Below are 23,188 nucleotides of genomic sequence, written 5' to 3' on the forward strand. Positions count from 1 at the left end.
GCATAAGTGCTTATAACTAAATAGTATAAATTAGATTTTTGGTGAAATTTTTATAGCTGGCTTGATTCAAGATAAATTAAGAAAGCACGTTTTGCCAGATGGTTTATGTTGTTATCGGATCGATTGGGTTATAGAATGCTATTGGTTTACAGTTCAGACCAGTTGATAGGTTTTAAGGATAAAAGATGAAGAAATTTTTAATTGCTACTTTAATTGTAGTGGTGGCAGGTGGCGCTTATTTATGGCACTACATACAGAGCGAGCGTACCGAATTATCGGGTGTTGCGTCGGTAAATGGGCGGTTAGAATTAGAACGCTTAGATGTTGCTACGCTTTATGCAGGAAAAGTGGAAGAAATTTTGGTTAAAGAGGGGCAAAATGTTGAGAAAAACCAACCGCTTGTACGATTCTCTTCTACCCAATCAGAAAGCCAAGTCATTTCTGCAGAAGCGCAAATTTCTGCTGCAAAAGCACAAGTAGAAAGTGCGAGAGCCCAAAAATTACGGGCAGAAGAAGCCGTTGCCCGTGCTTTAGCAGAAATGAGTGCTCAACAGCAACAAGCCTCAGTGGCCAAATTAGAATTGGATAATGCGAAAAAATTACGCCGTGAGAATTTAGTGTCTGCCAGTGAATTAGAACGTCGTCAGGCAAGTTATAAAGCAGCGTTAGCAGCGGTTGAAACGGCAAAAGCTGCCAAAGCAGAAGCACAAGCTGCGGTTAATCAGGCTCAGGCAGTCATTTCTCAAGCAGAAGCAAATGTGAATCAGGCAGAGGCTGCGGCTAACCAAGCCTCTTCACAAAATGATGATATGTTAATTAAAGCCCCGATTGCAGGTAGAGTAGAGTATCGTATTGTTGATGTCGGTAATGTAGTGGGTATGGGGGCAAAAGTGGTGAGTTTGCTCGATACTAAAGAGGTTTACCTAAATGTATTTTTACCCGCTTATCAATCAAATAATGTCAACATAGGCGAAGAAGCTCGTATTAAAATTGATGGTGTAGATTACGTTTTTCCTGCTCAAATTAGCTATGTTGCAAGTGAAGCTCAATTTACGCCAAAATCTGTAGAGACAGCGGAAGAACGCACAAAATTAATGTTTAAAGTGAAGTTACAGATTCCAGCGGAAATTGCTCAGCAATATGTTGGCTTTTTCAAAGGCGGTATGACAGCAATGGGCTATGTGAAATATGATAAAAGCGTAGATTGGCCTGAAACATTATCTGTAAAACTGCCAGAGAGCCGATAAATGATGACTGAGCTTGCGGTTAAAATAAGCAATTTTCGCCATACTTATAAAAATACCGTGGCGGTTGATAATGTTTCGCTTGAAATTCCTAAAGGCAGAACAGTTGGTCTTATTGGCCCTGATGGTGTAGGGAAATCTACGCTACTCTCTCTCATTGCAGGGGTAAAAATTCTTCAGCAAGGCGAAGTTTCGGTCTTTGGTTTAGATGTATCAAATGCGAAAGATAGGGAGATTTTAACCCATAAAGTGGCGTTTATGCCGCAAGGGCTAGGCAAAAATCTTTATCTCACACTGTCTATTTATGAAAATATTGATTTTCACGCTCGAATGTTTGGCTTATCTCCAAGCCAGCGAAAAGCACGAATTCATCGTCTGTTAAAAGCAACAGGTCTTTTGCCATTTGCAGATAGGGCAGCTGGCAAACTTTCGGGAGGAATGAAGCAAAAGCTTAGTCTTTGTTGTGCTTTAGTGCATAGCCCCGAGCTGCTCATTTTAGATGAACCGACAACAGGGGTTGATCCGCTTTCACGTCGGCAATTTTGGGCGTTGGTTGAAGAGTTACGTGCCGAAACGCCTGATATGACGGTGATTATCGCCACCGCCTACATCGATGAAGCAGAAGGCTTTGAATATGTGATTGCGATGGACGATGGCAAGTTAATTGTTGATAAACCTACTCAAACCGTCATTGCTGAAACAAATAGCCAAAATTTAGAACAAGCCTATATTAAATTATTACCGCCTGAAAAACGAGGTGCGGTCGATGGCTTGGTTATTCCATCTTTTGAACCACTAAAAGATGAGCCGCCTGTTATTGTAGCCGAAGGCTTAACTAAGAAATTCGGCGATTTTGTTTCGGTAGATAATGTGAGCTTCGTGATTCCTAAAGGCGAAATTTTTGGCTTTTTAGGCTCTAATGGCTGCGGTAAATCCACGACAATGAAAATGCTAACAGGCTTACTTGAACCAACAGAAGGTATGGCACTATTGCTTGGTCAGCCGATTGATGCGAGTAATATCGACACCCGAAAGCGAGTAGGCTATATGTCACAAGCTTTTTCACTTTATGAAGAGCTGACTGTGCGAGAAAATCTGGAGTTACACGCTAAACTTTACCAAATTCCGCGTAGTGAATGGTCGCATTATGTGAATAATGTGATGAATCAATTTGATCTTGCTCATTTAGCCGAAGAAAAGCCGTTATCTTTGCCACTTGGTATTCGCCAACGCTTACAACTTGCCGCAGCGTGTTTGCATCAGCCTGAAGTGCTGATCTTAGATGAACCAACTTCTGGGGTTGATCCCGCCGCTCGTGATATGTTTTGGGAGTATTTAATTAAACTTTCCAGAGAAGATCGCATTACGATTTTTGTGACAACCCACTTTATGAATGAGGCGGCTCGTTGCGATCGTATTTCCTTTATGCACAGAGGAAAAGTGCTTGGGGTTGGCACGCCTGAAGAATTAAGAATAGGAAAAAATGCGAAAACGCTTGAAGAAGCCTTTATTGTTTATTTAGAAGAACAAGCCGATGAGGTCACTGCACCGAAACAAATAGTTGATACAAACGAGCAAGAAAATGACTCATTACAAGCGGTCAAAAATCAGAAATTTTTTGCAAATGGGTTGAGTGTCGTTTGGACTTTTGCGATGCGTGAAGGTAAAGAACTGTTAAGAGATAATATACGCTTATTATTTGCTTTACTTGGTCCGTTAGTGATGTTATTGGCTATGGGATCAAGCATTTCTTTTGATATAAGACCGTTAAATTTTACCGTGCTTGATCACGATAATAGCTCGGAGAGCCGTAAATTGATTGAAGCCTTTTCTGGCTCGCCTTATTTTATTCGTCAAGACAATATTTATTCGATAGATGATATAAACCTTAGTTTACAAACAGGAAAAGCAAAATTAGTGTTAGAAATCCCATCTGATTTTGGACGTGATTTATTAGCCCAAAGAATGCCTGAAGTTGGTTTGTTTATTGATGGGGCATATCCAAGTACGGCAGAAAATTTACGAGGTTCGGCACAAGGGGTTATCGGGCAATATATGCAGGAAATGTTAAGAGAAAATGGCATTAGTGCAAACATTCCCTCTGCAACAGAACCTAGAATGATCTATAACCAAGATTTCAAAAGCGTTTTTGCTATGACACCTGGTATTATTATGCTTGCGATGATGCTTGTCCCTCCAATGATGACCGCACTGAGTGTGGTAAGGGAAAAAGAGATGGGAACAATTATGAATCTTTATGGCTCACCCGCTTCTCAGTTCCAGTTTTTATTGGGCAAACAACTTCCTTATATTGCACTTTCGTTTATCAGCTATTTAATTATGGTACTGGCAGCTATTTTTGTATTTGGTGTGCCGATTAAAGGTTCAGTAACTGCTATGTTTTTAGGGGTGATATTAGCAATTTGTGCTTCCACTGGCTTTGGCTTGTTAGTTTCTAGCTTTGTGAAATCGCAAGTAGCTGCAATTTTTGCTGCGGCAATTATTTCGATTGTGCCAACCATTAACTTCTCGGGAATGATGTATCCAGTTTCTCGCTTAGATGAAAATGTGCAACTGGTTTCAATGATTTTCCCTGGGGCGTGGTTTCAGCAAATCAGCTTAGGCGGATTTACTAAAGGGCTTGGATTTACGGATTTTATTCAACCCTATTTGGCGTTGGCGATTATCTATGCCGTTTATCTTGCGCTAGCAACTTTTGCGTTGAAAAAACAGGAGAAATAAATGAACCGTTGGTTTAAAAATGTTGGTTTCCTCGCATTTAAAGAGTTGAAAAGTTTATTTAGTGATAAGGTTTTGGTTTTACTCATTATCTATATGTTTTCATTTGCCATTATTACGATTGCTAAACAGGGAATGACCGATGTTAAAAATGGATCAGTTGGCATTATTAATTATGATCATTCGGCACTATCTTACCGCTTGAAAGATGCGTTAATTCCCCCTTATTTTAAAACAGTGGAAGATATTGAGCCTAAAGCAGTTGATCGTGCAATGGATGTAGGTCAATATACCTTTATTGTAGAAATTCCCCCCAATTATCAACGAGACACCCTAGCTGGAAAAGAGCCCAAAGTGCAATTATTAGTTGATGCAACAGCAATGACACAAGCAAATATAGGGGCTTATTACATCAGTCAAATTTTTAACCAAGAAATTCAACGTTTTGTTGGCTCTAGAGCGTTGCCTATTCCATTTAATACTGCAATCAATGTGCTATATAATCCTAATTATGATACTGCTTGGTTTATGGGAGCAGGGCAAATTGTGGGTAACCTTACATTATTAACTTTGCTACTTTCAGGCTCTGCAGTAATTCGGGAAAGAGAACGTGGCACAATAGAACATTTATTGGTTATGCCCGTTCGTTCAAGTGAAATTGCTGTATCAAAAATTCTTGCTAATGGTGTAATACTGTTAATTGTTACTTTACTCTCACTGAAATTTATTGTTTCAGGCTTTCTCGGTGCGCCAATAAGTAATCAACAAATCGCTATTTTTATTTTAGGGGTAGCCATTTTTCTGTTTTCTATTGCTTCATTAGGGATTTTATTGGCGGTATTTGCACCGACAATGCCACAATTTGGTTTGCTTTGTATTCCAATCTATTTAGTGATGTATATGCTTTCAGGAGCAAATTCCCCGCTTGAAAATATGCCACAGCTAGCACAACAATTAACGCAGTTCTCGCCGACAACCATTCTTGGCAGTTATGCTCAAGATGTGTTATTTCGCAATGCAAGCTTAGATTTGGTCTGGCTACACTTAGTAAAAATGGCATTAATTGGAGCGGTTTTCTTAAGCATCGCACTAATGCAATTTAAATCTATGTTATCTAAACAAGGATAAAAAATGAACATTTATAACTTATCGACAATTGCAATTTTTACTGCTTTTTTGACCGCTTGTAGCAGTATTAAGGTCGATACCCAATCTTCTGTTGAAATACCAGTTGAGTTTGATAAAACGCAAGCAGCTAAAGGGTCGAATGAAATTCAGCAATGGTGGAGAAACTGGAACGATCCACAATTAACCGCCTTAATTGAAAAAGGATTAGCGAACAGTCTTGATATTAAATTAGCTCAAGCCCGATTAGCAGAAGCTCGAGCTAATAGTGAATATACTGAAGCTGATAAGGGCATCAATGTTGGGGCAAGTGGCTCTGTTGGTGGTGGAATGATGGATATGAATACAGGGCTGTTTGATCCCAAACGAGCTGGGATGACAACGGCACAAGGCGGTATTTCTGCTTCTTGGGAGCCTGATTTTTTCGGCAAAAAACGTAGTGATGCTGATGCGGCAAAAGCTGGAATGTTAGGACGCCAAGAGCAAGTTTATGGTACTCAACTTTTAGTTTCTAGCAGCATTGCAGAAAATTATTTCAAAATTTATGCGATCGACCAGCAACAAGAGATCCTTCGCAAAAATGTGGCTATGTTAGAAGAATTACATCGTTATATTCAAGGGCGTTTTAATGCGGGCCAGGCAACGGCGTATGACATCAGTGAAATTAAAGCTCAAATTATCGCCTTTCAGGCTCAGCAATCAACTTTGCAATCACAATCTGATGCTCTCCAACGTAATATTGCGGTATTAGTTGGCGCTGTGCCGCAAGGCTTTCACATCGTGAAAAGTGGCAACCCGTTAGCGAAAATTCCTGATAGCCCAAGCGGACAAATGCCAAGCTCCGTCATTGCACGCCGCCCTGATATAAGAGCGAATGCCCGCCAGGTGGAGGCGATGTCGGCTAAGTTAGCCAGTGCGAAGGCAGATCTTTACCCTCGCTTTGATATTCAGTTTTTAGGGCAAGGCGGCTACATTAAAATCAATAATGATTTATCGCCAATTTCCGCTTTAGCTAATTTAGTCAGCCTCGGTATAAAATTGCCCATTTTTACTAATGGCAGAATTCAAGCAAATATTAATGCCTCAGATGCTCGCTTGCAAGCAGCGATGATTGAGTATGATAATAGCCTCTTGAAAGCACTTGGCGAGGTAGATTCTGCTTATCAGCAGCAATCAAGTCTAACTAATCAAAGCCGATTACTACAAAATGTAGTACGACAAGCACAAAAACAGGCAAGTGATGCCCAAAGTTTGTTTAAATATGGTGAGAAAACATTAGATGTGGCTATTAGAGCCAGAATGGCTGTGCTAAGTTATCAACAGCAACTGATGCAATCTCAGCTTTCACAAGCCTTGAATTTAATTAATCTGTATAAAGCACTCGGTGGTGGGTGGAGATAGCTTACAAGCGGTTAGATTTTTTGTGATTTTTGCAAAAAAGCAAACAAAAATGACCGCTTGTAAGGCGGTCATTTTTATTAGATAAACGATTATTTCTTTCCCTATTCTTTGCCGTAGTAGGCTTTCGTCATAATTGCTTCCATATCTTCAATCATTGCTAAACGAGGGTTTGCTGGCGTGCATTGATCTTCAAATGCGTGTAGAGCAAGCTCTCGGCGAGCATTTAGGAATGCTTGTTCATCAACGCCTTGCTCACGTAATGACATTTTTACCCCACAACGCATAGCTAAATTATGCACCGCTTTAGCGTAGGATTCCACCCCTTGTTCGGGTGTTTCAGCGGGTAAACCAAGCATTCTTGCAATATCTTGGAAACGAATATCTGCCACATAGTGAGTATATTTTGGCCAAGTTGCCACTTTGGTTGGGCGAGTGCCGTTATAGCGAATAACGTGTGGAAGTAAAATAGCATTGGTTCTGCCGTGAATGGTGTGGAATTTGCCTCCGATTTTGTGTGCCATAGAGTGACAAATACCTAAGAATGCGTTAGCAAATGCCATACCCGCCATAGTTGAAGCATTGTGCATTTTTTCACGTGCAGCTTCGTCAAACTCTTTCACCGATTTCTCTAAGTTTTCAAATACTAATTTGATCGCTTGTAACGCCAAGCCGTCCGTATAGTCGTTGGCTAAAATCGACGTGTAGGCTTCGGTTGCGTGAGTTAATACGTCTAAACCCGTATCTGCTGCCACGTGAGACGGCACGGACATTACCAATGCTGGATCAACAATCGCAATAGTAGGTGTGAGAGAATAATCTGCGAGTGGATATTTAATATCGCCATCGGTAATTACTGCAAATGGAGTGACTTCGGAGCCAGTGCCTGAAGTGGTTGGAATACCGACAAATTTCGCTTTTCTGCCTAATTGTGGGAATTTGAACGCACGTTTGCGAATATCCATAAATTTTTGCACTAAATCACGGAAATCCACATCAGGTTGCTCATAGAATAGCCACATGATTTTGGCTGCGTCCATTGGTGAACCACCGCCTAATGCAATAATCGTATCTGGCTGGAAGCTACGCATTAATTCCGTGCCACGTTGTACGGTTTGCAAGCTTGGGTTTGGTTCAACATCGGTGAAAAGCTGGATCATTACTTGATTACGGCGTTGGCGTAGTTGTTCTGTAATTCTATCAACAAAGCCTAGATCTACCATTGAACGGTCGGTCACGATCATCACTTTATGCACATCGTGCATTGATTTTAAATATTGAATTGAATCACGCTCAAAGTAGATTTTTGATGGCACTTTAAACCATTGCATATTATTTCTCCGTCTGCCCACACGTTTGATATTGATTAAGTTCACTGCACTTACGTTGTTGCCTACGGAGTTTTTGCCGTAAGAGCCACAACCTAAGGTGAGCGATGGGAGGAAAGAGTTATACACATCACCGATACCGCCGAAAGTAGATGGTGAATTCCAAATTACACGAATCGCTTTCACACGTTCACCGAATATTTTCGCTAGCTCTTTGTTTTCAGTATGGATGGCGGCACTATGCCCTAAACCGTGGAAATTTACCATTGCCTCAGAAAGCGCCAGACCGTGTTCAGTGGAGTTAGATTTGAGCAAGGCTAATACGGGTGAAAGCTTTTCTCGTGTGAGCGGTTCACCCTCGCCGACAAAAGCACATTCCGCTAATAAAATGTTAGTTTTTTCTGGCACTTTAAAACCAGCTTGTTCAGCAATCCAAGCGGCAGGTTTACCTACTACCGCAGAATTCAGTTTTGCACCCGCACAGTTTTCATCTTTCGCTTTATCTATACCGAAAATATATTTTTCAAGTAAGGCTTTCTCTTTTTTATTTACCAAGTAAACGCCGTAAGATTGCATTTCTTTCACAAAATCGGCGTAAATTTCTTTATCTACAATCGCCGCTTGTTCAGATGCACAGATCATACCGTTGTCGAAAGATTTAGACATCACAATATCATATACAGCTTGTTTTACTTTAGCTGTTTTCTCTACATAAGCTGGAACATTGCCAGCACCAACACCTAATGCGGGTTTTCCGCAAGAGTAAGCAGCTTCTACCATTGCGTTACCGCCTGTAGCTAATATAGTTGTAATACCTGAATGTTTCATTAAGGCTGAAGTACCTTCCATTGAAGGTTGTGTAATCCATTGCACACAATGTTCTGGTGCACCTGCAGCAACCGCGGCATCACGCACAATTTGAGCGGCGTGGGCAGAGCATTGTTGAGCTGATGGGTGGAAAGCGAAAATGATAGGGTTACGAGTTTTAAGAGCGATTAATGCTTTGAAAATGGTCGTAGAAGTAGGATTGGTTGTTGGCGTGATTCCACAAATGACACCGACTGGATCAGCAATTTCAGTAATACCCGTCACATCATCTTCGTTAATTACACCAGCTGTTTTTAAATGTCGCATATTATTGACAACATACTCACAAGCGAACAGGTTTTTAGTGGCTTTGTCTTCAAATACACCTCGCCCAGTTTCTTCATAAGCGTGCATTGCTAAAATACCATGCTTATCTAGTGCTGCAACAGAGGCTTTGGCTACAATAAAATCAATTTGTTCTTGATTAAGTTTTCTAAACTCATCAAGGGATTGTAAGCCTTTCTCGACAAGTGAATTGACTTCTGCTTGGGCATCAAATGCTTGGGTGCTTTTAATCATAGTTTATTTCCTCATAAGATTTTAAATTTTTTAACTGATGAAATTATTACCCAAAAGAGTTATTTTGTCGTTAAAAATCAGCAAGGTTTTATCATTGATTTGATCTATGTCAATATTTTTTAAGTTATATATATGCTATAAAAAGCAAGAAATACGATATAAGTATTTGGGTAGAAAAAAGCTGTTTTGGGGTTAAATATAACCAGAAATCAGCGATTATTTTTGGCAGTTCAAGTAAAAAGTGGTAGGATGAACCATTTATTATGGTGTTTTAATTTTAGAATTAATGAAAGATATTTTACGCATTGCAACACGTCAAAGCCCTTTGGCTTTATGGCAGGCTAATTTTGTAAAAAATGAATTGGAAAAACATTTTTCACAATTATCGGTTGAATTGGTGCCGATAACAACCAAAGGTGATGTGATTTTAGACACTCCACTGGCAAAAATTGGTGGAAAAGGCTTATTTGTTAAAGAGTTGGAATTAGCGTTGTTGCAAAATAGAGCCGATATAGCTGTGCATTCAATGAAAGATGTGCCAATGAGCTTTCCTGAAGGATTGGGGTTGGCGGTAATTTGTGAGCGTGAAGATCCTCGAGATGCGTTTATTTCCAATAAATACCCGAGTTTAGATGATTTACCCCAAGGTGCGGTGGTTGGCACATCGAGTTTACGTCGCCAGTGCCAGTTAATGGCGAAATACCCTAATTTAGACGTCAAATCATTGCGTGGTAATGTGGGAACTCGTTTAAGTAAATTAGATAATGGTGAGTACGATGCGATTATTTTAGCCTCTGCGGGTTTAATTCGTTTAGGGTTACAAGAGCGAATTCGTAGCTACATTTCTGTTGAGCAATCTCTACCCGCTGTAGGGCAAGGTGCTGTAGGAATTGAAACTAGAATTGACGATGAGCGAGTGCTAAGTTATGTTGCAAAATTAAATCATAATTTAACCGCTTGTTGTGTGATGGCTGAGCGTGCAATGAATAACCGATTACAAGGTGGCTGCCAAGTGCCAATTGGAGGTTTTGCAACATTATCAGGTGATGAAATTACGCTGAACGCTTTAGTCGGTGCGTTAGATGGTTCACAAATTATTCGGGCTTCTGCTAAGGGACATAAAGACGATGCTGAGCAATTAGGCATTGCCGTTGCAGATCAGTTACTTGCAGAAGGTGCAGATAAAATTTTAGCGGAAGTTTATAGCCATAATCCCATCAAATAAAATGAATGTACTTGTCACACGCCCAGATAGCCGAGGGCAGGAATTAGTCGATATGCTAAATGAACGACAAATTTTTGCCGTGCATCAGCCATTATTCACCATTGAGGCGGGTAGAGAATTACCTATGTTGCCTTCTGTGTTATCTCGTCTTAAATCGGGCGATTATGTTTTTGTCGTCTCGCCGAATGCAGTCGATTATGCGGTTAAAACATTAATAGATACGGGGTTTCACTTTCGTTCAGATTTGAAATATTTTGCAGTAGGGCAACGAACGTCGAAATATTTTACAGAAAAAGCTGAACAAGCGGTTATTTATCCGCTAGAATCAGAAAATAGTGAAGGTGTTTTGGCTCTGCCAGATATGCAAAATCTAACCGATAAAACCATTTTGATTTTAAGAGGAAATGCGGGGCGTGAGCTATTGGCTGAAACCGCAATCCTACGAGGGGCAACAATTCAATATTTGGAATGTTATCGTAGAGAATCGGTTGCTGTCGATATTCCTGAAAAAATCAGCGTATGTAAGCGTTTAGGCATAGATACTATTGTGATAACCAGTAGCGAAATTTTAAAAAGCCTTTATGAGCAAACAAATGAAAATTGTCGAGAGTGGCTATTTGAGTGTAATCTTGTAGTTGTAAGCCAACGTATTGGCAAAATTGCTATGCAAATGGGCTGGCAAGCAGAGAAAATTTTTGTATCAGATAAAGCTGATAATGTAACATTGATGAATACATTATTATTTAAAGTTGACAAATATAACTAACTAAGGTGGGCGAGTATGTCAAAATCGAGGAAGGTACCTGAAAAAGTAGAACGTATAACGGCAGAAGTTGTAGCGGAAAACCAACAAGCGGTCAATTCTGAGCAATCTTTTGCAAAAAATGAGATTGAGGAAGGTATTTTGAACGAATCTATTACTGAAAAATCGACAATTGAAAAAACTATGTTTGAAGAAAAAAAAGAGCCGAGTAAAAAGAAAATAAGCACGGAAGAACAAGCTATTGTTCAACAGAAATCAGGTGGCAAAGGGTTAGCATTATTAGCTTTATTAGTGGCACTTGCGGTCGGTGGTGCGGGTCATTTTATGGCAAATAAAAAATTTGGTGAAGTTGAAGCTCAAATGCAAGCTTTATCAGATAAGGTTAACCTGCAAGCATTGGCTAAACCTTCAGTTGAACTACCAAATTTTGAGAATGAAAAAGCAGAAATTGCTGAGCTTTCAATGAATTACCAAAAAGCATTAGATCGTATTAAAGAGCTTGAAAATGCACAAAGCGATTATGCCCAACTAGTTAATGGCTTGCAGTTACAAGTGGAAAAATTAAATAAGGCTTCAAGTTCAGATAAGAGTTTTTGGTTATTATCTGAAGCTGAGTTCTTATTAAATAATGCTGTTCGTAAAGTGGTATTAGATAACGATATCGAAACTGCTAAAAATCTGCTCTTAGAGGCCGACCAAGTTCTGGCTCAAGTTTCAGATGCAACGAATATTCGTGAAGCAATTAAAGCAGATTTAAATACTTTAACCAATATTAACAATATTGACCAAAACGCATTAATGCAGCGTGTGGCTAATTTGACTAATCGATTAGATGACTTACCAATTTTAGAAAGTGAGCAATCACAGGCAGCTGTCGCAGAAGGTGAAGTTACAGATTCAATTGCAGATTGGCAGAAAAATTTAGAGAGAAGTGCAACTTCCTTCTTAGATCATTTTATTCGTGTATCATCTAAGCGTAATGTTGCTGATGAGAAAGCCTTTGTTGCACCTAATCAAGAAATTTACTTACGTGAAAATATCCGTTTACGTTTACAAATTGCGATTTTAGCAATTCCTCGTCAGCAAAGTGAGTTCTATAAAAAATCATTGCAAACAGTGGGAGTTTGGGTAAGAAGTTATTTCGATACTTCAAATGATAATGTGCAAAATTTCTTAAAAGAGATTGATGATTTAGCTGAACAGACTATCTATGTTGATGTTCCAGATTCTCTACAAAGCTTGAAAGTATTATCTCAGCAAATTAATAAAGCTCCCCAACAAATTGATAAAGTAGAAATTAAAGCTGAGAAAGAGTTGGAGCAGGCAGAGCCTGTAAAACCAGTAGAAACAGAACCAGCTAAATCAGAGGAAGCTGAACAGCCTACTCCTTTGGCACAATAATCAGTAAAAGGAGAACAAATAATTATGTTTAGAACGCTCTTTTTAATGCTTTTATTATTGGCAGGCTTAATTGCAGGACCTTATATTTCAGGTAATCAAGGGTATGTCAGAATTGAAACGGCGGCTACAGTAATTGAAATGAGCATTGTGATGCTTGTGGTCTTTTTTGTAGTAGCAATGGCAGTCGTTTATCTACTTGAATGGATTTTCATTAAAATTTGTCGTATGAGTAGCGGAGCTTATAATTGGTTCTCAACCCGTAAGCATAAAAAAGCTAAACAAGAAACGCTTGAAGGCTTAATGCGTATGAGTGAGGGTAATTATTCGAAAGCTGAAAAGCTCTTTAGCAAAAATGCGAAATATGCAGATGAGCCTGTGCTGAATCTTATTAAAGCTGCGGAAGCGGCTCAGCAAAACGGTGATGATTTAGCAGCTAATAAATACTTAATTAAAGCAACCGAAATTGCAGGAACAAATAATTTAGCCGTTGAATTAGCTCGAACTAGAATTTTATTACAGCAAGGGAAGTTACCTGCTGCTCGCACAGCAATTGACAGCTTATTAGAATTAGCTCCACATAATGATGAAGTATTACGTTTAGCGATTCAAATTTACAAAGAGTTGAACGCTTATGTAGCATTAGATCGTTTACTATCGGATATTGGTCAGCGTAATTTCTTAACTGCGACAGAATATGCAGATTTAGAGCATTTTGTTGATGATGGATTACAAAATGAACGTTTACAAGAAGATGGTCAAGAAGGTCTACTCATCTGGTGGGAGAATCAGCCAAATCGTCGCCGTAAATCAGTTTATAGTCGTGTTGGTGTGATTAAGCGTTTAATTGATAGCGATGATCATCAATCTGCAGAGCAGATTGCTTTAGAAACCTTGAAAAAATTTGAAGACGAGCAACTACAGGGATTATTCACTCAATTAACACGCCTACAAGTTGCTTCTGATAGCAAGTTTGTTAAAGTATTGACTAAGCGTGCTAATAAAGCAAATGTAAAATATGCCGATGATTATGCTAGAGTATTAGGTTATATCTATACTCGAAATAATGAGTATGAAAAAGCAAAATTACAATTTGAATTATTATTAGCTCACGATGAATGCCTGCCTGATGACCGTATTATGGCACTGTATGTTGCAGAGCAAACAAATGACTATATACTTGCCAATCGTATTCGTGAGGAGAATCTCAAACAAGTAAATATGGAGGCTCTACCTAAAACGAATGAAGTATTTGCATTACCTGAAAATATAGATAATGTAAAATCAATATAATTTAAAATAGCAGGGTTTTCCTGCTATTTTTATTATACTTAGACAATAAAATCTCAGATTTAAGTAATTGACTTATATTTTGCCAGTATGATTTAAAAGTAAAAGCCTTGATTTTCAAAATCAAGGCTTTTACTTTGTTTTATATGCTTTTAATGTTAATGTGCTTTTTTAGAAAATAATTTTATTAGAGGCAAAATAATTATATAAGCAATAACTCCAACAACAATTCCAACAACTAAATCAATTAAGAAAGAAAAATCAGGGTGAATATTTAATGTTTCAATAAAATGGTGGAGCATTGAAGAGTTATGGGTAAAAATGCCACCCCCTACTAAAAACATTGCGATAGTGCCAATTATAGAAAGTCCTTTCATAAACCACGGCATAGTAAATAATAAGCCTTTTCCGACCGCTTGTGAGAATGTATTTTTCTTCTGGATTAGCCATAGGCCAATATCATCTAATTTAACGATTAATGCTACTAAACCATAAACAAAAGCGGTAATACCAATACCAATCGCTGAAAGTGATAAAATTTTGGTTAAGGTAGAAGCATTTTGTAATACTCCTAACGCAATAATAATAATTTCAGCGGATAAGATGAAATCAGTACGAATTGCACCTCTAATTTTATCTTTTTCTGACAGTTCTTTTTTATTATTGTCTTCCTCTTTATGGAATAAGTGATGAAATAATTTTTCTACACCTTCAAAGCATAAATAAGCTCCGCCAATCATTAATAACGGAATAATTAATTGTGGGAGGAAGAATGATAAAAGCAATGCAACGGGAATTAAGATCACTTTATTGATAAATGACCCTTTGGCAACTGCCCAAACAATCGGTAATTCACGCTCTGGCAGTACGTTTTTCCCACTTACTTGATTAGCGTTTAAAGCAAGATCATCGCCAATTACGCCAGCCGTTTTCTTTGCGGCCATTTTAGTCATAATAGCCACATCATCAAGTACGGCAGCAATATCATCTAATAAAGTAAATAATGAGGCAAATGCCATATTTTTTCCTTAAATAAAATTCCTAGAGTAGAAAAGCCGAGCTTTTCAGCTCGGCTCTCATTTCTAATATTTGAAATTAGCGACGTAAACCTAGACGTGCGATAGTTTCTGAATATTTAGCAAGATCTGTACGTTTTAAGTAGTCTAATAATTTACGACGACGTGACACCATACGTAATAAACCGCGACGACCGTGGTGATCTTTTTTATGCTTAGCAAAGTGTGTTTGTAAATGGTTGATTTGTGCAGTGAGTAATGCAATTTGAACTTCTGATGAACCAGTGTCTTTTGTATCACGACCAAATTCCGCAACGATTTTTGCTTTTGCTTCTACGCTTAGAGACATGTTAATTTCCTTTTTATTAAGGGTTGATAATACATCAATAGCCGATCTCTAACTCAGCTACGACAGGAAGTGTGGATTTTAAAGAGAAAGCGGTCAAATTTCAATAAAAATTTGCAATTTATTTCTCATCTGAGAACGGGTATAATCAACGGCAATTTTTTAAGTGGTTAGGAATTTTTAAATGATTGAATCAATGCACGAACGGACAAAAGGCCCCGTATTTAAAATTATTTTTTCATTAATTGCGATTTCATTTGTTATTGGTGGAGTGGGGACAAGTTTGATTTCTACCGATAATACTGTCGCTAAGGTTAATGGCGAAGAAATTAGCCAACAGCTATTTAATAATGAGGTTAATCGTCAGCAAAATGTGTTGAATTCAGAGATGGGTAGCCGTTTCTGGGATTTAATGGATAACCCTGAATATGCGAAGCAATTTAATCAATCGGTACTTAATCGCTTGATTGATGAAGAGTTGTTACGCCAATATGCAAAAGAACTGAAATTAGATATTAGTGCAGAACAAATCAAGTCTGAAATTGTTAATAGTCAAATGTTTCAGCAAGAGGGTAAATTCAGCAATGAATTATATCAACAAACCTTACGTCAAAACAATTTAAGTCCTGATACTTATGCGGCTATTGTTCACGAGGGTATGTTGCAATCACAAATCCAAGAAGGGATCGTAAACACTGATTTTACTGTGCCATCACAGCAAGAAACGTTGGCAAAATTATTGTTACAACAGCGTGAGGTGCGTTTAGCTGAATTCTCAATTGCAAAAGAAATGGAAAATCAGACCGCTTCACAACAAGAGTTACAAGCTTACTACGATGCTAATAAAGAAAAATTATTAGCACCAGAGAAATTAACGGTTGAATATGTCACTTTTTCTCCAAAAGATGTTGAAAGTAACATCCATATTACAGATGAACAAATCCAAACTTATTATGATCGCAATAAAGGTGACTATTTAACTAAGGGCGAAGTGCATTTAGCTCATATTCAAGTTGCAACAGAGACCGAAGCTCAAGCAGTTGAGCAAGAGCTAAAAAATGGTGCAGATTTTGCAGCCGTTGCGAAAGCAAAATCGGTAGATATGTTGTCAGCTAATCACGGTGGGGATTTAGGTTGGACTCAAGCAGGAACTTTCCCTAAAGCATTTGAAAATGCGGTAGAAAATTTAGAAGCAGGGCAAGTCAGTCGCGTTGTTAAAGTTGATAACGCTTATCACATTATTAAAGTATTAGCGCGTAAGCCTGAGCAAGTAATTGGATTAGCCCAAGTTAAAGATAAAATTACTCAACTCATTCGCCAGGATTTAGTATTAACGGAATATTCAACTATTGTGCGTGAAATGGCAAATCGAGCCTTTGAAAATAATAGTTCACTTGAAGAGGTGGCAAAAGCAGGTAATGTGAAAGTGCAAAAAACTGAGCAATTTACTCGTGCAAATGTGCCAACTGCATTACAACACGAGAAGGCATTAAAAGCATTATTTGAAGGTGAACTACGCCAAAATAAACAAAATTCTGATGCGTTAGATATTGGAAGCGAAACAAATCTACAGACGTTATTTGTACGTGTGAGTGAGTACGAAGCAGAACGTCAGCAGACATTAGAAGAAGCGAAGTTAGCTGTTGAAAATACTGTGAAAGCAGAAAAAGCAGAGAAAGCGTTGTTAGCTAAGGCGGAAGAAAATGTGAAAGCGCTCAATGAAGGTAAGTCCGCTAATGTGAAATTCAATGCACCGCAAACGTTAGTTTATATGCAGTCAGCGGGAGAAGATCCAGTATTAGCTCCAATCGCATTTGCAATGAAAAAACAGCAAGATAAGGTGGCTTACCAAATTGCTCGTAACCAAAAAGGTGATGTTGTGATTATTGCTTTAGATAAAATTGTGGCAGGTAATGCTGAACAATTTAAGGCTTTTACTCCACAATTTACTCAGGCTAATCAGCTTATAGTGCGTAATGAGCTACTAAAAGCCCTTCGAGAGAAAGCCTCTGTAGAAATAAATGATGAGTTTCTCGAACAAAATTCATCACACTAAATACGACGTTAACTAAAAAGCACTCAGCTTTAAACAAAAGGCTGAGTGCTGTAGGTTTTATCTACTAAGATTAACCGATCTAATCATTTAGAATATCATTGTTTGAGGAAGTTTTTGTGGATATTGTCATTAATTTCGCCATCTACCTCCAATTCTTCATCGGGTTGTTTGCTATCGTCAATCCTTTTGGATCTTTACCTATTTTTTTCAGTATGACCGCCCACCAATATGAAGGCGAGCGAAATCGTACAAGCCTCATTACGGCTATGTCTATCGGTGTGATTTTATTAGTTAGTCTTTACTTCGGGAATCTGATTTTAAATGCCTTTAGTATTTCATTAAGCTCTTTTAGAGTCGCAGGTGGAATTTTAATTGTCAGTATTGCAATGACTATGATTAGCGGTAAATTAGGTGAACATAAGCAAAATAAAGAAGAGAAAAACGAAGATATTACCGAGTATGAAAATATTGGCGTTGTGCCACTCGCTATGCCGATTATGGCAGGTCCAGGGGCAATCGGGTCAACGATTGTATGGGGAACTCGTTACCATACTTGGGAAGATTATGTTGGTTTTAGCGTTGCTATCATTATTTTTGCCTTAATTTGTTATGTTTTATTCCGTTATTCAGCCCCTTTAGTGAAAAAATTAGGAAGAACGGGGTCAAATGTGGTGACTCGTATTATGGGCTTAATTCTAATGGCTCTGGGGATTGAAATTATTGTAGCGGGTATCACTACTTTATTCCCTGTGCTTTTTGTTAAATAGCTCATTGCTGTGGGGGGAGTATGTTGAAATTTTTACAAGCGATTAAAATTGCAAAAAAATGTGCAAAAATGACCGCTTGTGTTTTGCTGATTGTCTCTTGTGATAAATTAAATAATGCTAAATCAATTTCTCAGCCACAAGTTGACACTCAACCAAGCAGCACAGAACTAAAACGAGCTATTTATTCTCCAGTATTTCAGCTCGATCCACATAAAATAAAGATGTCAGCTGATGCCGCCCCTTTGAGAGACTTACTGGTAGGGTTGATGGCATATAATACAAAAGGCGAAGTTGTGCCAGCGATTGCACAAAGTTGGTTTACCGAAGATGGAAAATCGTGGTTATTTATTTTAGATGGCAAAGCAACTTGGTCAAACGGTAAAGCGGTGACAGCACAAGACTTTGCTCAGAGCTGGCAACGTTTGATTGATCCTAAAAATCATTCTTTACTCGCAAAATATCTCATTTATATGGGCATAGAAAATGCTAAAGCGATTATAGATCAGCAAAAGCCAATTTTAGCATTAGGGATAAAAGCATTAAATGCTCATACGCTAGAAATTCGTCTTGACCGACCAAATCATCAGTTGCCTCAAATGTTGGCTCACGTAGCGTTATTACCAACTTATCAAGGGCAAGAGCCCCATTCTGATCATTTTGTAAGTAATGCGGCGTATCAAATTAAGCAAATATCGGATAACAAATTAATTTTGAAAGCACGATCTGAAGATGTTCCATTTCAGCATGTAGTCTATGATTTAATGACCACTATGCAACAGGATTCGCTGTTTGATATTGTGGAAAATCCTCTGCTAAGCCAGAAGATTAATATTGTAAAGTTTCCACGCTTATGTTCACATTATTATGAATTTAATTTTAACGATCCTCAATTAAGTAAAAAAGAGGTTCGTGAAGCGTTACGAGCAATGGTTTCTTCAGCTAATATTGGGCAAGTATATGGCATTTTAAGCCAGTCGGTTATTCCACATCATTTAGTGAAAGAGAGAGAAAAACCGTGGCGGTCTATTATTGTCGAGCAGCTTTTAATGAAAGCTGGGGTGAGTTTGAAAAATCCTGTAAAAATGACATTACTGTATGATGATAGCCAGATGAATAGCGATATTGCGAATCAGATTACTCGCACATTATCTCAATCAGACTTATTTCATATTACGCCTAAAATGGTGGATTGGCAGACTGCTAATCAATTAAGAGAGAAGAAAGATTATCAGCTAATACGTTCTGGATGGTGTGCAGATTACCCTGATCCGCTCATTTTTTTGCAAAAATTTCATTCAGCCAGCCCAGATAATCACTCGAATTATAAAAACGAAGTGGTTGATGAAAAATTAAATCGGTTACAAGCAGAAAATTTAAACCAAGAGCAACGTGCTTTACTGATTCAAGAGATTAATGATCAGCTTTATAGTGATGTTGCTGTGTTACCGCTATTTCAGTATGAACACCGTGTAGGCGTTGTTTCCTCCCTTTGGGGTATTGATTTAAATAACGATAGCGAAGTAATTTATAGTAAGGATTTAAGGCGTATTTTAGAATAAAAGGATGAATAGATGAATCAACTTAATGAACAGCAACTTATTGAAATTAAAAATATTTTACAACAATTTACTCACCCCACGTTGCAAAAAGACCTTATCGCAATGAATGCGTTTAAAAAAGCAGAATTAGGTAATGAGGTTTTACGCATTGAAATGACGATGCCATTTGCGTGGAACACTGCTTTTGCGGTATTAAAAGCAGAAACCGAAGAAAAGCTAAAAGAATTAACCCGTGCAAGGGGGGTAAAATGGGTATTAAATTACCAAATTGCGACCTTAAAGCGTGCGAATAAGCACCCAGCAGTGAATGGGGTAAAAAATATTATTGCAGTTACCTCAGGAAAAGGTGGGGTGGGAAAATCAACTACTTCGGTAAATTTAGCCCTGGCTCTGCAGGTACAAGGGGCAAGAGTAGGTATTTTAGATGCGGATATTTATGGCCCGTCTATTCCACATATGCTGGGGGCAAAAGAGCAACGCCCAACATCGCCAGATAATAAACATATCACGCCAATTACCGTTTATGGCTTACAATCTAACTCAATTGGTTATTTGATGGAAGAAGATAACGCCACCATTTGGCGTGGTCCGATGGCAAGCAGTGCGTTAAACCAATTATTAAATGAAACCTGGTGGAATGAATTGGATTATTTAGTGATTGATATGCCACCAGGTACGGGCGATATTCAGCTCACACTTTCCCAACAAATCCCCGTAACAGGTGCGGTGGTAGTGACGACACCTCAAGATATTGCATTGTTAGATGCGATAAAAGGCATTTCAATGTTTGAAAAAGTCTCTGTGCCAGTATTGGGGGTGATTGAAAATATGTCAATGCACATTTGCTCAAATTGTGGACACTCTGAGGCGATTTTCGGCACAGGTGGGGCGGATAAAATCGCACAAAAATACAGCACGCAAGTACTCGCACAACTGCCACTACATATTCGCTTACGTGAAGATTTAGACAGCGGTGTGCCAACGGTTGTTGCAGCACCAGAACACGAAATCAGCCAAGCCTATTTAGCATTGGCTGAAAAAGTAGCGGCTGAGCTTTACTGGCAAGGCAGTGTCATTCCGTCTGAAATTATGATCCGTGAAGTGAAGTAATTTTGCAAAAATAAATGGAAAATATACCGCTTGCAGCGGTCACGATCTGCAGGCGCTATATGTTTATCGGGCGGAGTATCCTTTCAAAACCGCTTGCCAATTTTCCTCATTAAACAGAATATTCAACCGAGTTTGTTCTTTTTTGAACGAACGCAACAGCCTATCTAAATTGCTCTGTTTCCAACTTTCGCCTTGTTCAATACGGCATTTATCGAAATCGATCAACCAAAATTTTTCCTCATTTTCTCTCAAAATATTATGGATATTCAGATCAGAATGATGAACTTGATGATTGTGCAAACGGCGAATTAATTTTCCGATCTGTTCATATTGCTGATTTGAAAGCACTTGAGATTGCAAAATCTTGCTTAAATCTTGTGTATTTTCTAACTTTTCCAACATAATATCAGCACGATAGCAACACAAGCTATTTTCTACTTTAATTGCGACTGGGCGAGGTACGGGCAACTTCCAGGCTAACATCTGTTGTAGTAAGAAAAATTCTTTATAGGCTCGCGTATGTTCAAAGCGGGCGTAAAAATAGCGGTCTTTTATCAGTTTTCCAAACATCCCCCCTCGATAATAGTGACGTAACACCACATTAATGCCAAGTTCTGGCGTTGTATTTAAAAACCACGTTGTGCCACGCCCTTTTGAATAGCCTAACAAGCGGTCGGAACGTTCAATATTTTTGCAATTTAGTAAAGATTGTACACATTCTGCCTGTTCTTCAGGAATCACATCGGCATTAAAAAGATATTGGATATTTCGCATAGTTTTAGGAATATTTATCGCTGAAATAGCTCATTTTAGAACTATTTTTTTTGATGTCAATTTGTTAGAATCTTCCGCTTACATTTGAGAGGTAAACCAATGACAACGATCTCGCCCGAATTAAATGGTGTAGAAAATCAACTTTCTCCCGAAGCTCAAAAAGTTCGCCAAGCCTTATTGATAAAAGGCATTGAAACGCCAACCGTCGCCCATAAAAAAGATAAAGATAGTCGTCGTGCAGAAATTCAACAGCATATGCACGCAGTGTTAGAACTGCTTGGCTTAGATTTAACAGATGATAGCTTAGAGGAAACCCCTCATCGCCTTGCCAAAATGTATGTAGATGAGATTTTTAGCGGTCTTGATTATGCCACTTTTCCGAAAATCACGAATATTGAAAACCGAATGAACGTCAGTGAGATGGTATTAGTTGATGATATTACGCTGACTTCAACCTGTGAGCATCATTTTGTCACCATTGATGGCAAAGTTGCCGTGGCGTATTACCCGAAAAAATGGGTGATTGGGCTTTCTAAAATCAACCGTGTGGTGCAATTTTTCGCTCAACGTCCGCAAGTGCAAGAGCGTTTTACCGAGCAAATTTTAACCGCATTTCAAACTATTTTAGAAACAGATGATGTGGCAGTTTATGTGAAAGCCACGCACTTTTGTGTGAAATGTCGTGGGGTAAAAGATACCAATAGCTATACTGTTACTTCGGCATTTGGCGGTGTGTTCTTAGAAGATAGAGAAACGCGTAAAGAGTTTTTAGGTTTATTAAATAAATAATTTAATATCGCAAGCGGTAAGATTTTCGCAAAATTTTGCAAAAATTCTACCGCTTGTTTATTGGGCTGAGTAATGAAAATCGCATTAGGCATTGAATATGACGGCAGCCGCTATTTTGGCTGGCAACGACAAGAAACCGTAGAGAGTGTGCAACAAAAGCTAGAACAAGCTTTATCGGTTGTGGCAAATTCGCCTGTGGACGTGTTTTGTGCTGGCAGAACCGATGCTGGCGTACACGGCACAGGGCAGGTAGTGCATTTTGAGACGGATGCTAATCGACCGCTGCAAAGTTGGTGTTTTGGTACAAACGCTCATTTGCCCGATGATATTGCAGTGAAATGGGCGGTAGACGTGAGCGATGATTTTCACGCTCGCTTTAGTGCGACCGCCCGCCGTTATCGTTACATTATTTTTAACAACAAATTACGTTCCGCTATTCTGCCAAAAGGCGTTACCCACTTTCATTTTCCGCTAGATGAAACCAAAATGCACCAAGCAGGGCAGTATTTATTAGGCGAGAATGATTTCTCTTCTTTCCGTGCGGCAAAATGCCAATCAAACACGCCGTGGCGGAATATCCACCATTTAAATGTTTTCCGCCAAGGCAATTATGTGATTGTCGATATTCAAGCGAATGCTTTTGTGCATCATATGGTCAGAAATATTGTTGGTACGCTTCTTGAAATCGGGCAGGGCAGGCAGCCTGTGGAATGGGCAAAATGGGTGCTAGAGCAACGAGATCGTGAAAAAGCAGCGCCAACTGCGAAAGCAGAAGGTTTATATTTAGTGGAAGTGCATTACCCAGAGCATTTTGGTATTCCGAAAACGGCATTAGGCCCCCTGTTTTTGGCAGATTAATTAAAACAAGCGGTTGA

The 23,188-nt window shown here is 38.8% G+C and carries 18 protein-coding genes; 14 read left to right on the plus strand and 4 right to left on the minus strand.

The genetic code is table 11. The annotated features are described in order from the left end of the window. Positions 1 to 185 precede the first annotated feature (185 nt). The 4 genes from HV560_RS06005 to HV560_RS06020 are packed head-to-tail and all read left to right on the plus strand — an operon-like array spanning position 186 to position 6,509. Positions 186 to 1,247 carry an HlyD family secretion protein gene (locus HV560_RS06005; protein WP_176812389.1) on the plus strand — a complete coding sequence of 354 codons (1,062 nt, stop codon included), beginning with the start codon at positions 186 to 188 and terminating at the stop codon, positions 1,245 to 1,247. 3 nt (positions 1,248 to 1,250) lie between these two features. After that, the gene (gene rbbA / locus HV560_RS06010; protein ID WP_420371388.1) at positions 1,251 to 3,986 is read left to right on the plus strand and encodes a ribosome-associated ATPase/putative transporter RbbA; all 2,736 of its coding nucleotides are present in this window, start codon (positions 1,251 to 1,253) and stop codon (positions 3,984 to 3,986) included. Next, positions 3,987 to 5,111 (plus strand): ABC transporter permease, encoded by a 1,125-nt coding sequence (locus HV560_RS06015; RefSeq protein WP_176812391.1) that lies wholly within the window; start codon positions 3,987 to 3,989, stop codon positions 5,109 to 5,111. A gap of 3 nt (positions 5,112 to 5,114) precedes the next feature. Then, positions 5,115 to 6,509: an efflux transporter outer membrane subunit gene (locus HV560_RS06020; RefSeq protein ID WP_176812392.1), complete on the plus strand. Its 1,395-nt coding sequence runs from the start codon at positions 5,115 to 5,117 to the stop codon at positions 6,507 to 6,509. A 101-nt stretch (positions 6,510 to 6,610) separates the two neighbouring features. Here the strand turns inward: HV560_RS06020 and adhE are convergent, their stop codons facing one another. Then, the gene (gene adhE, locus HV560_RS06025) at positions 6,611 to 9,220 is read right to left on the minus strand and encodes a bifunctional acetaldehyde-CoA/alcohol dehydrogenase (protein WP_176809781.1); all 2,610 of its coding nucleotides are present in this window, start codon (positions 9,218 to 9,220) and stop codon (positions 6,611 to 6,613) included. Positions 9,221 to 9,506: 286 nt separating this feature from the next. Between adhE and hemC the strand changes: the two genes are divergently transcribed. Genes hemC through HV560_RS06045 form a run of 4 tightly spaced genes read left to right on the plus strand, consistent with a single transcriptional unit; the run spans position 9,507 to position 13,899 of the window. Further along, a complete protein-coding gene (gene hemC / locus HV560_RS06030; protein ID WP_176808127.1) occupies positions 9,507 to 10,445 on the plus strand; it encodes a hydroxymethylbilane synthase in 939 nt (312 codons plus the stop codon). Position 10,446: 1 nt separating this feature from the next. After that, complete coding sequence (locus tag HV560_RS06035; RefSeq protein WP_159629415.1) at positions 10,447 to 11,211, plus strand: uroporphyrinogen-III synthase; 765 nt, start codon at positions 10,447 to 10,449, stop codon at positions 11,209 to 11,211. A 15-nt stretch (positions 11,212 to 11,226) separates the two neighbouring features. After that, a complete protein-coding gene (locus tag HV560_RS06040) occupies positions 11,227 to 12,609 on the plus strand; it encodes a uroporphyrinogen-III C-methyltransferase (RefSeq protein ID WP_176812393.1) in 1,383 nt (460 codons plus the stop codon). A gap of 24 nt (positions 12,610 to 12,633) precedes the next feature. Then, positions 12,634 to 13,899 (plus strand): heme biosynthesis HemY N-terminal domain-containing protein, encoded by a 1,266-nt coding sequence (locus HV560_RS06045; RefSeq protein ID WP_176812394.1) that lies wholly within the window; start codon positions 12,634 to 12,636, stop codon positions 13,897 to 13,899. Between the two features lie 155 nt (positions 13,900 to 14,054). On the opposite strand, the gene HV560_RS06050 is transcribed toward HV560_RS06045, so the two are convergent. Both HV560_RS06050 and rpsO read right to left on the minus strand, forming a co-directional pair. Continuing rightward, on the minus strand, positions 14,055 to 14,915 hold the full coding sequence (locus HV560_RS06050; protein WP_176809784.1) for a DUF808 domain-containing protein: 861 nt from the start codon (positions 14,913 to 14,915) through the stop codon (positions 14,055 to 14,057). A 76-nt stretch (positions 14,916 to 14,991) separates the two neighbouring features. After that, on the minus strand, positions 14,992 to 15,261 hold the full coding sequence (rpsO, locus tag HV560_RS06055; protein WP_159629423.1) for a 30S ribosomal protein S15: 270 nt from the start codon (positions 15,259 to 15,261) through the stop codon (positions 14,992 to 14,994). Between the two features lie 181 nt (positions 15,262 to 15,442). On the opposite strand from rpsO, the gene HV560_RS06060 reads away from it, so the two are divergent. From HV560_RS06060 to apbC, 4 genes are all read left to right on the plus strand, one after another. Further along, positions 15,443 to 17,314: a SurA N-terminal domain-containing protein gene (locus HV560_RS06060; protein WP_176812395.1), complete on the plus strand. Its 1,872-nt coding sequence runs from the start codon at positions 15,443 to 15,445 to the stop codon at positions 17,312 to 17,314. Between the two features lie 116 nt (positions 17,315 to 17,430). Next, positions 17,431 to 18,081, plus strand: a complete 651-nt coding sequence (locus HV560_RS06065; RefSeq protein ID WP_176812396.1) for a YchE family NAAT transporter — start codon at positions 17,431 to 17,433, stop codon at positions 18,079 to 18,081. A 20-nt stretch (positions 18,082 to 18,101) separates the two neighbouring features. Then, the gene (locus tag HV560_RS06070) at positions 18,102 to 19,640 is read left to right on the plus strand and encodes a peptide ABC transporter substrate-binding protein (protein ID WP_176812397.1); all 1,539 of its coding nucleotides are present in this window, start codon (positions 18,102 to 18,104) and stop codon (positions 19,638 to 19,640) included. A 12-nt stretch (positions 19,641 to 19,652) separates the two neighbouring features. Next, positions 19,653 to 20,750 (plus strand): iron-sulfur cluster carrier protein ApbC, encoded by a 1,098-nt coding sequence (apbC, locus tag HV560_RS06075; protein ID WP_176809787.1) that lies wholly within the window; start codon positions 19,653 to 19,655, stop codon positions 20,748 to 20,750. A gap of 63 nt (positions 20,751 to 20,813) precedes the next feature. Here the strand turns inward: apbC and HV560_RS06080 are convergent, their stop codons facing one another. Next, the gene (locus HV560_RS06080) at positions 20,814 to 21,524 is read right to left on the minus strand and encodes a 3-deoxy-D-manno-octulosonic acid kinase (RefSeq protein WP_176812398.1); all 711 of its coding nucleotides are present in this window, start codon (positions 21,522 to 21,524) and stop codon (positions 20,814 to 20,816) included. A gap of 99 nt (positions 21,525 to 21,623) precedes the next feature. On the opposite strand from HV560_RS06080, the gene folE reads away from it, so the two are divergent. Continuing rightward, positions 21,624 to 22,313: a GTP cyclohydrolase I FolE gene (gene folE / locus HV560_RS06085; RefSeq protein ID WP_176808135.1), complete on the plus strand. Its 690-nt coding sequence runs from the start codon at positions 21,624 to 21,626 to the stop codon at positions 22,311 to 22,313. Between the two features lie 72 nt (positions 22,314 to 22,385). Then, positions 22,386 to 23,171 carry a tRNA pseudouridine(38-40) synthase TruA gene (truA, locus tag HV560_RS06090; RefSeq protein WP_176812399.1) on the plus strand — a complete coding sequence of 262 codons (786 nt, stop codon included), beginning with the start codon at positions 22,386 to 22,388 and terminating at the stop codon, positions 23,169 to 23,171. Positions 23,172 to 23,188 lie beyond the last annotated feature (17 nt).

Source organism: Mannheimia pernigra, from assembly GCF_013377995.1.
GTDB lineage: Bacteria > Pseudomonadota > Gammaproteobacteria > Enterobacterales > Pasteurellaceae > Mannheimia > Mannheimia pernigra.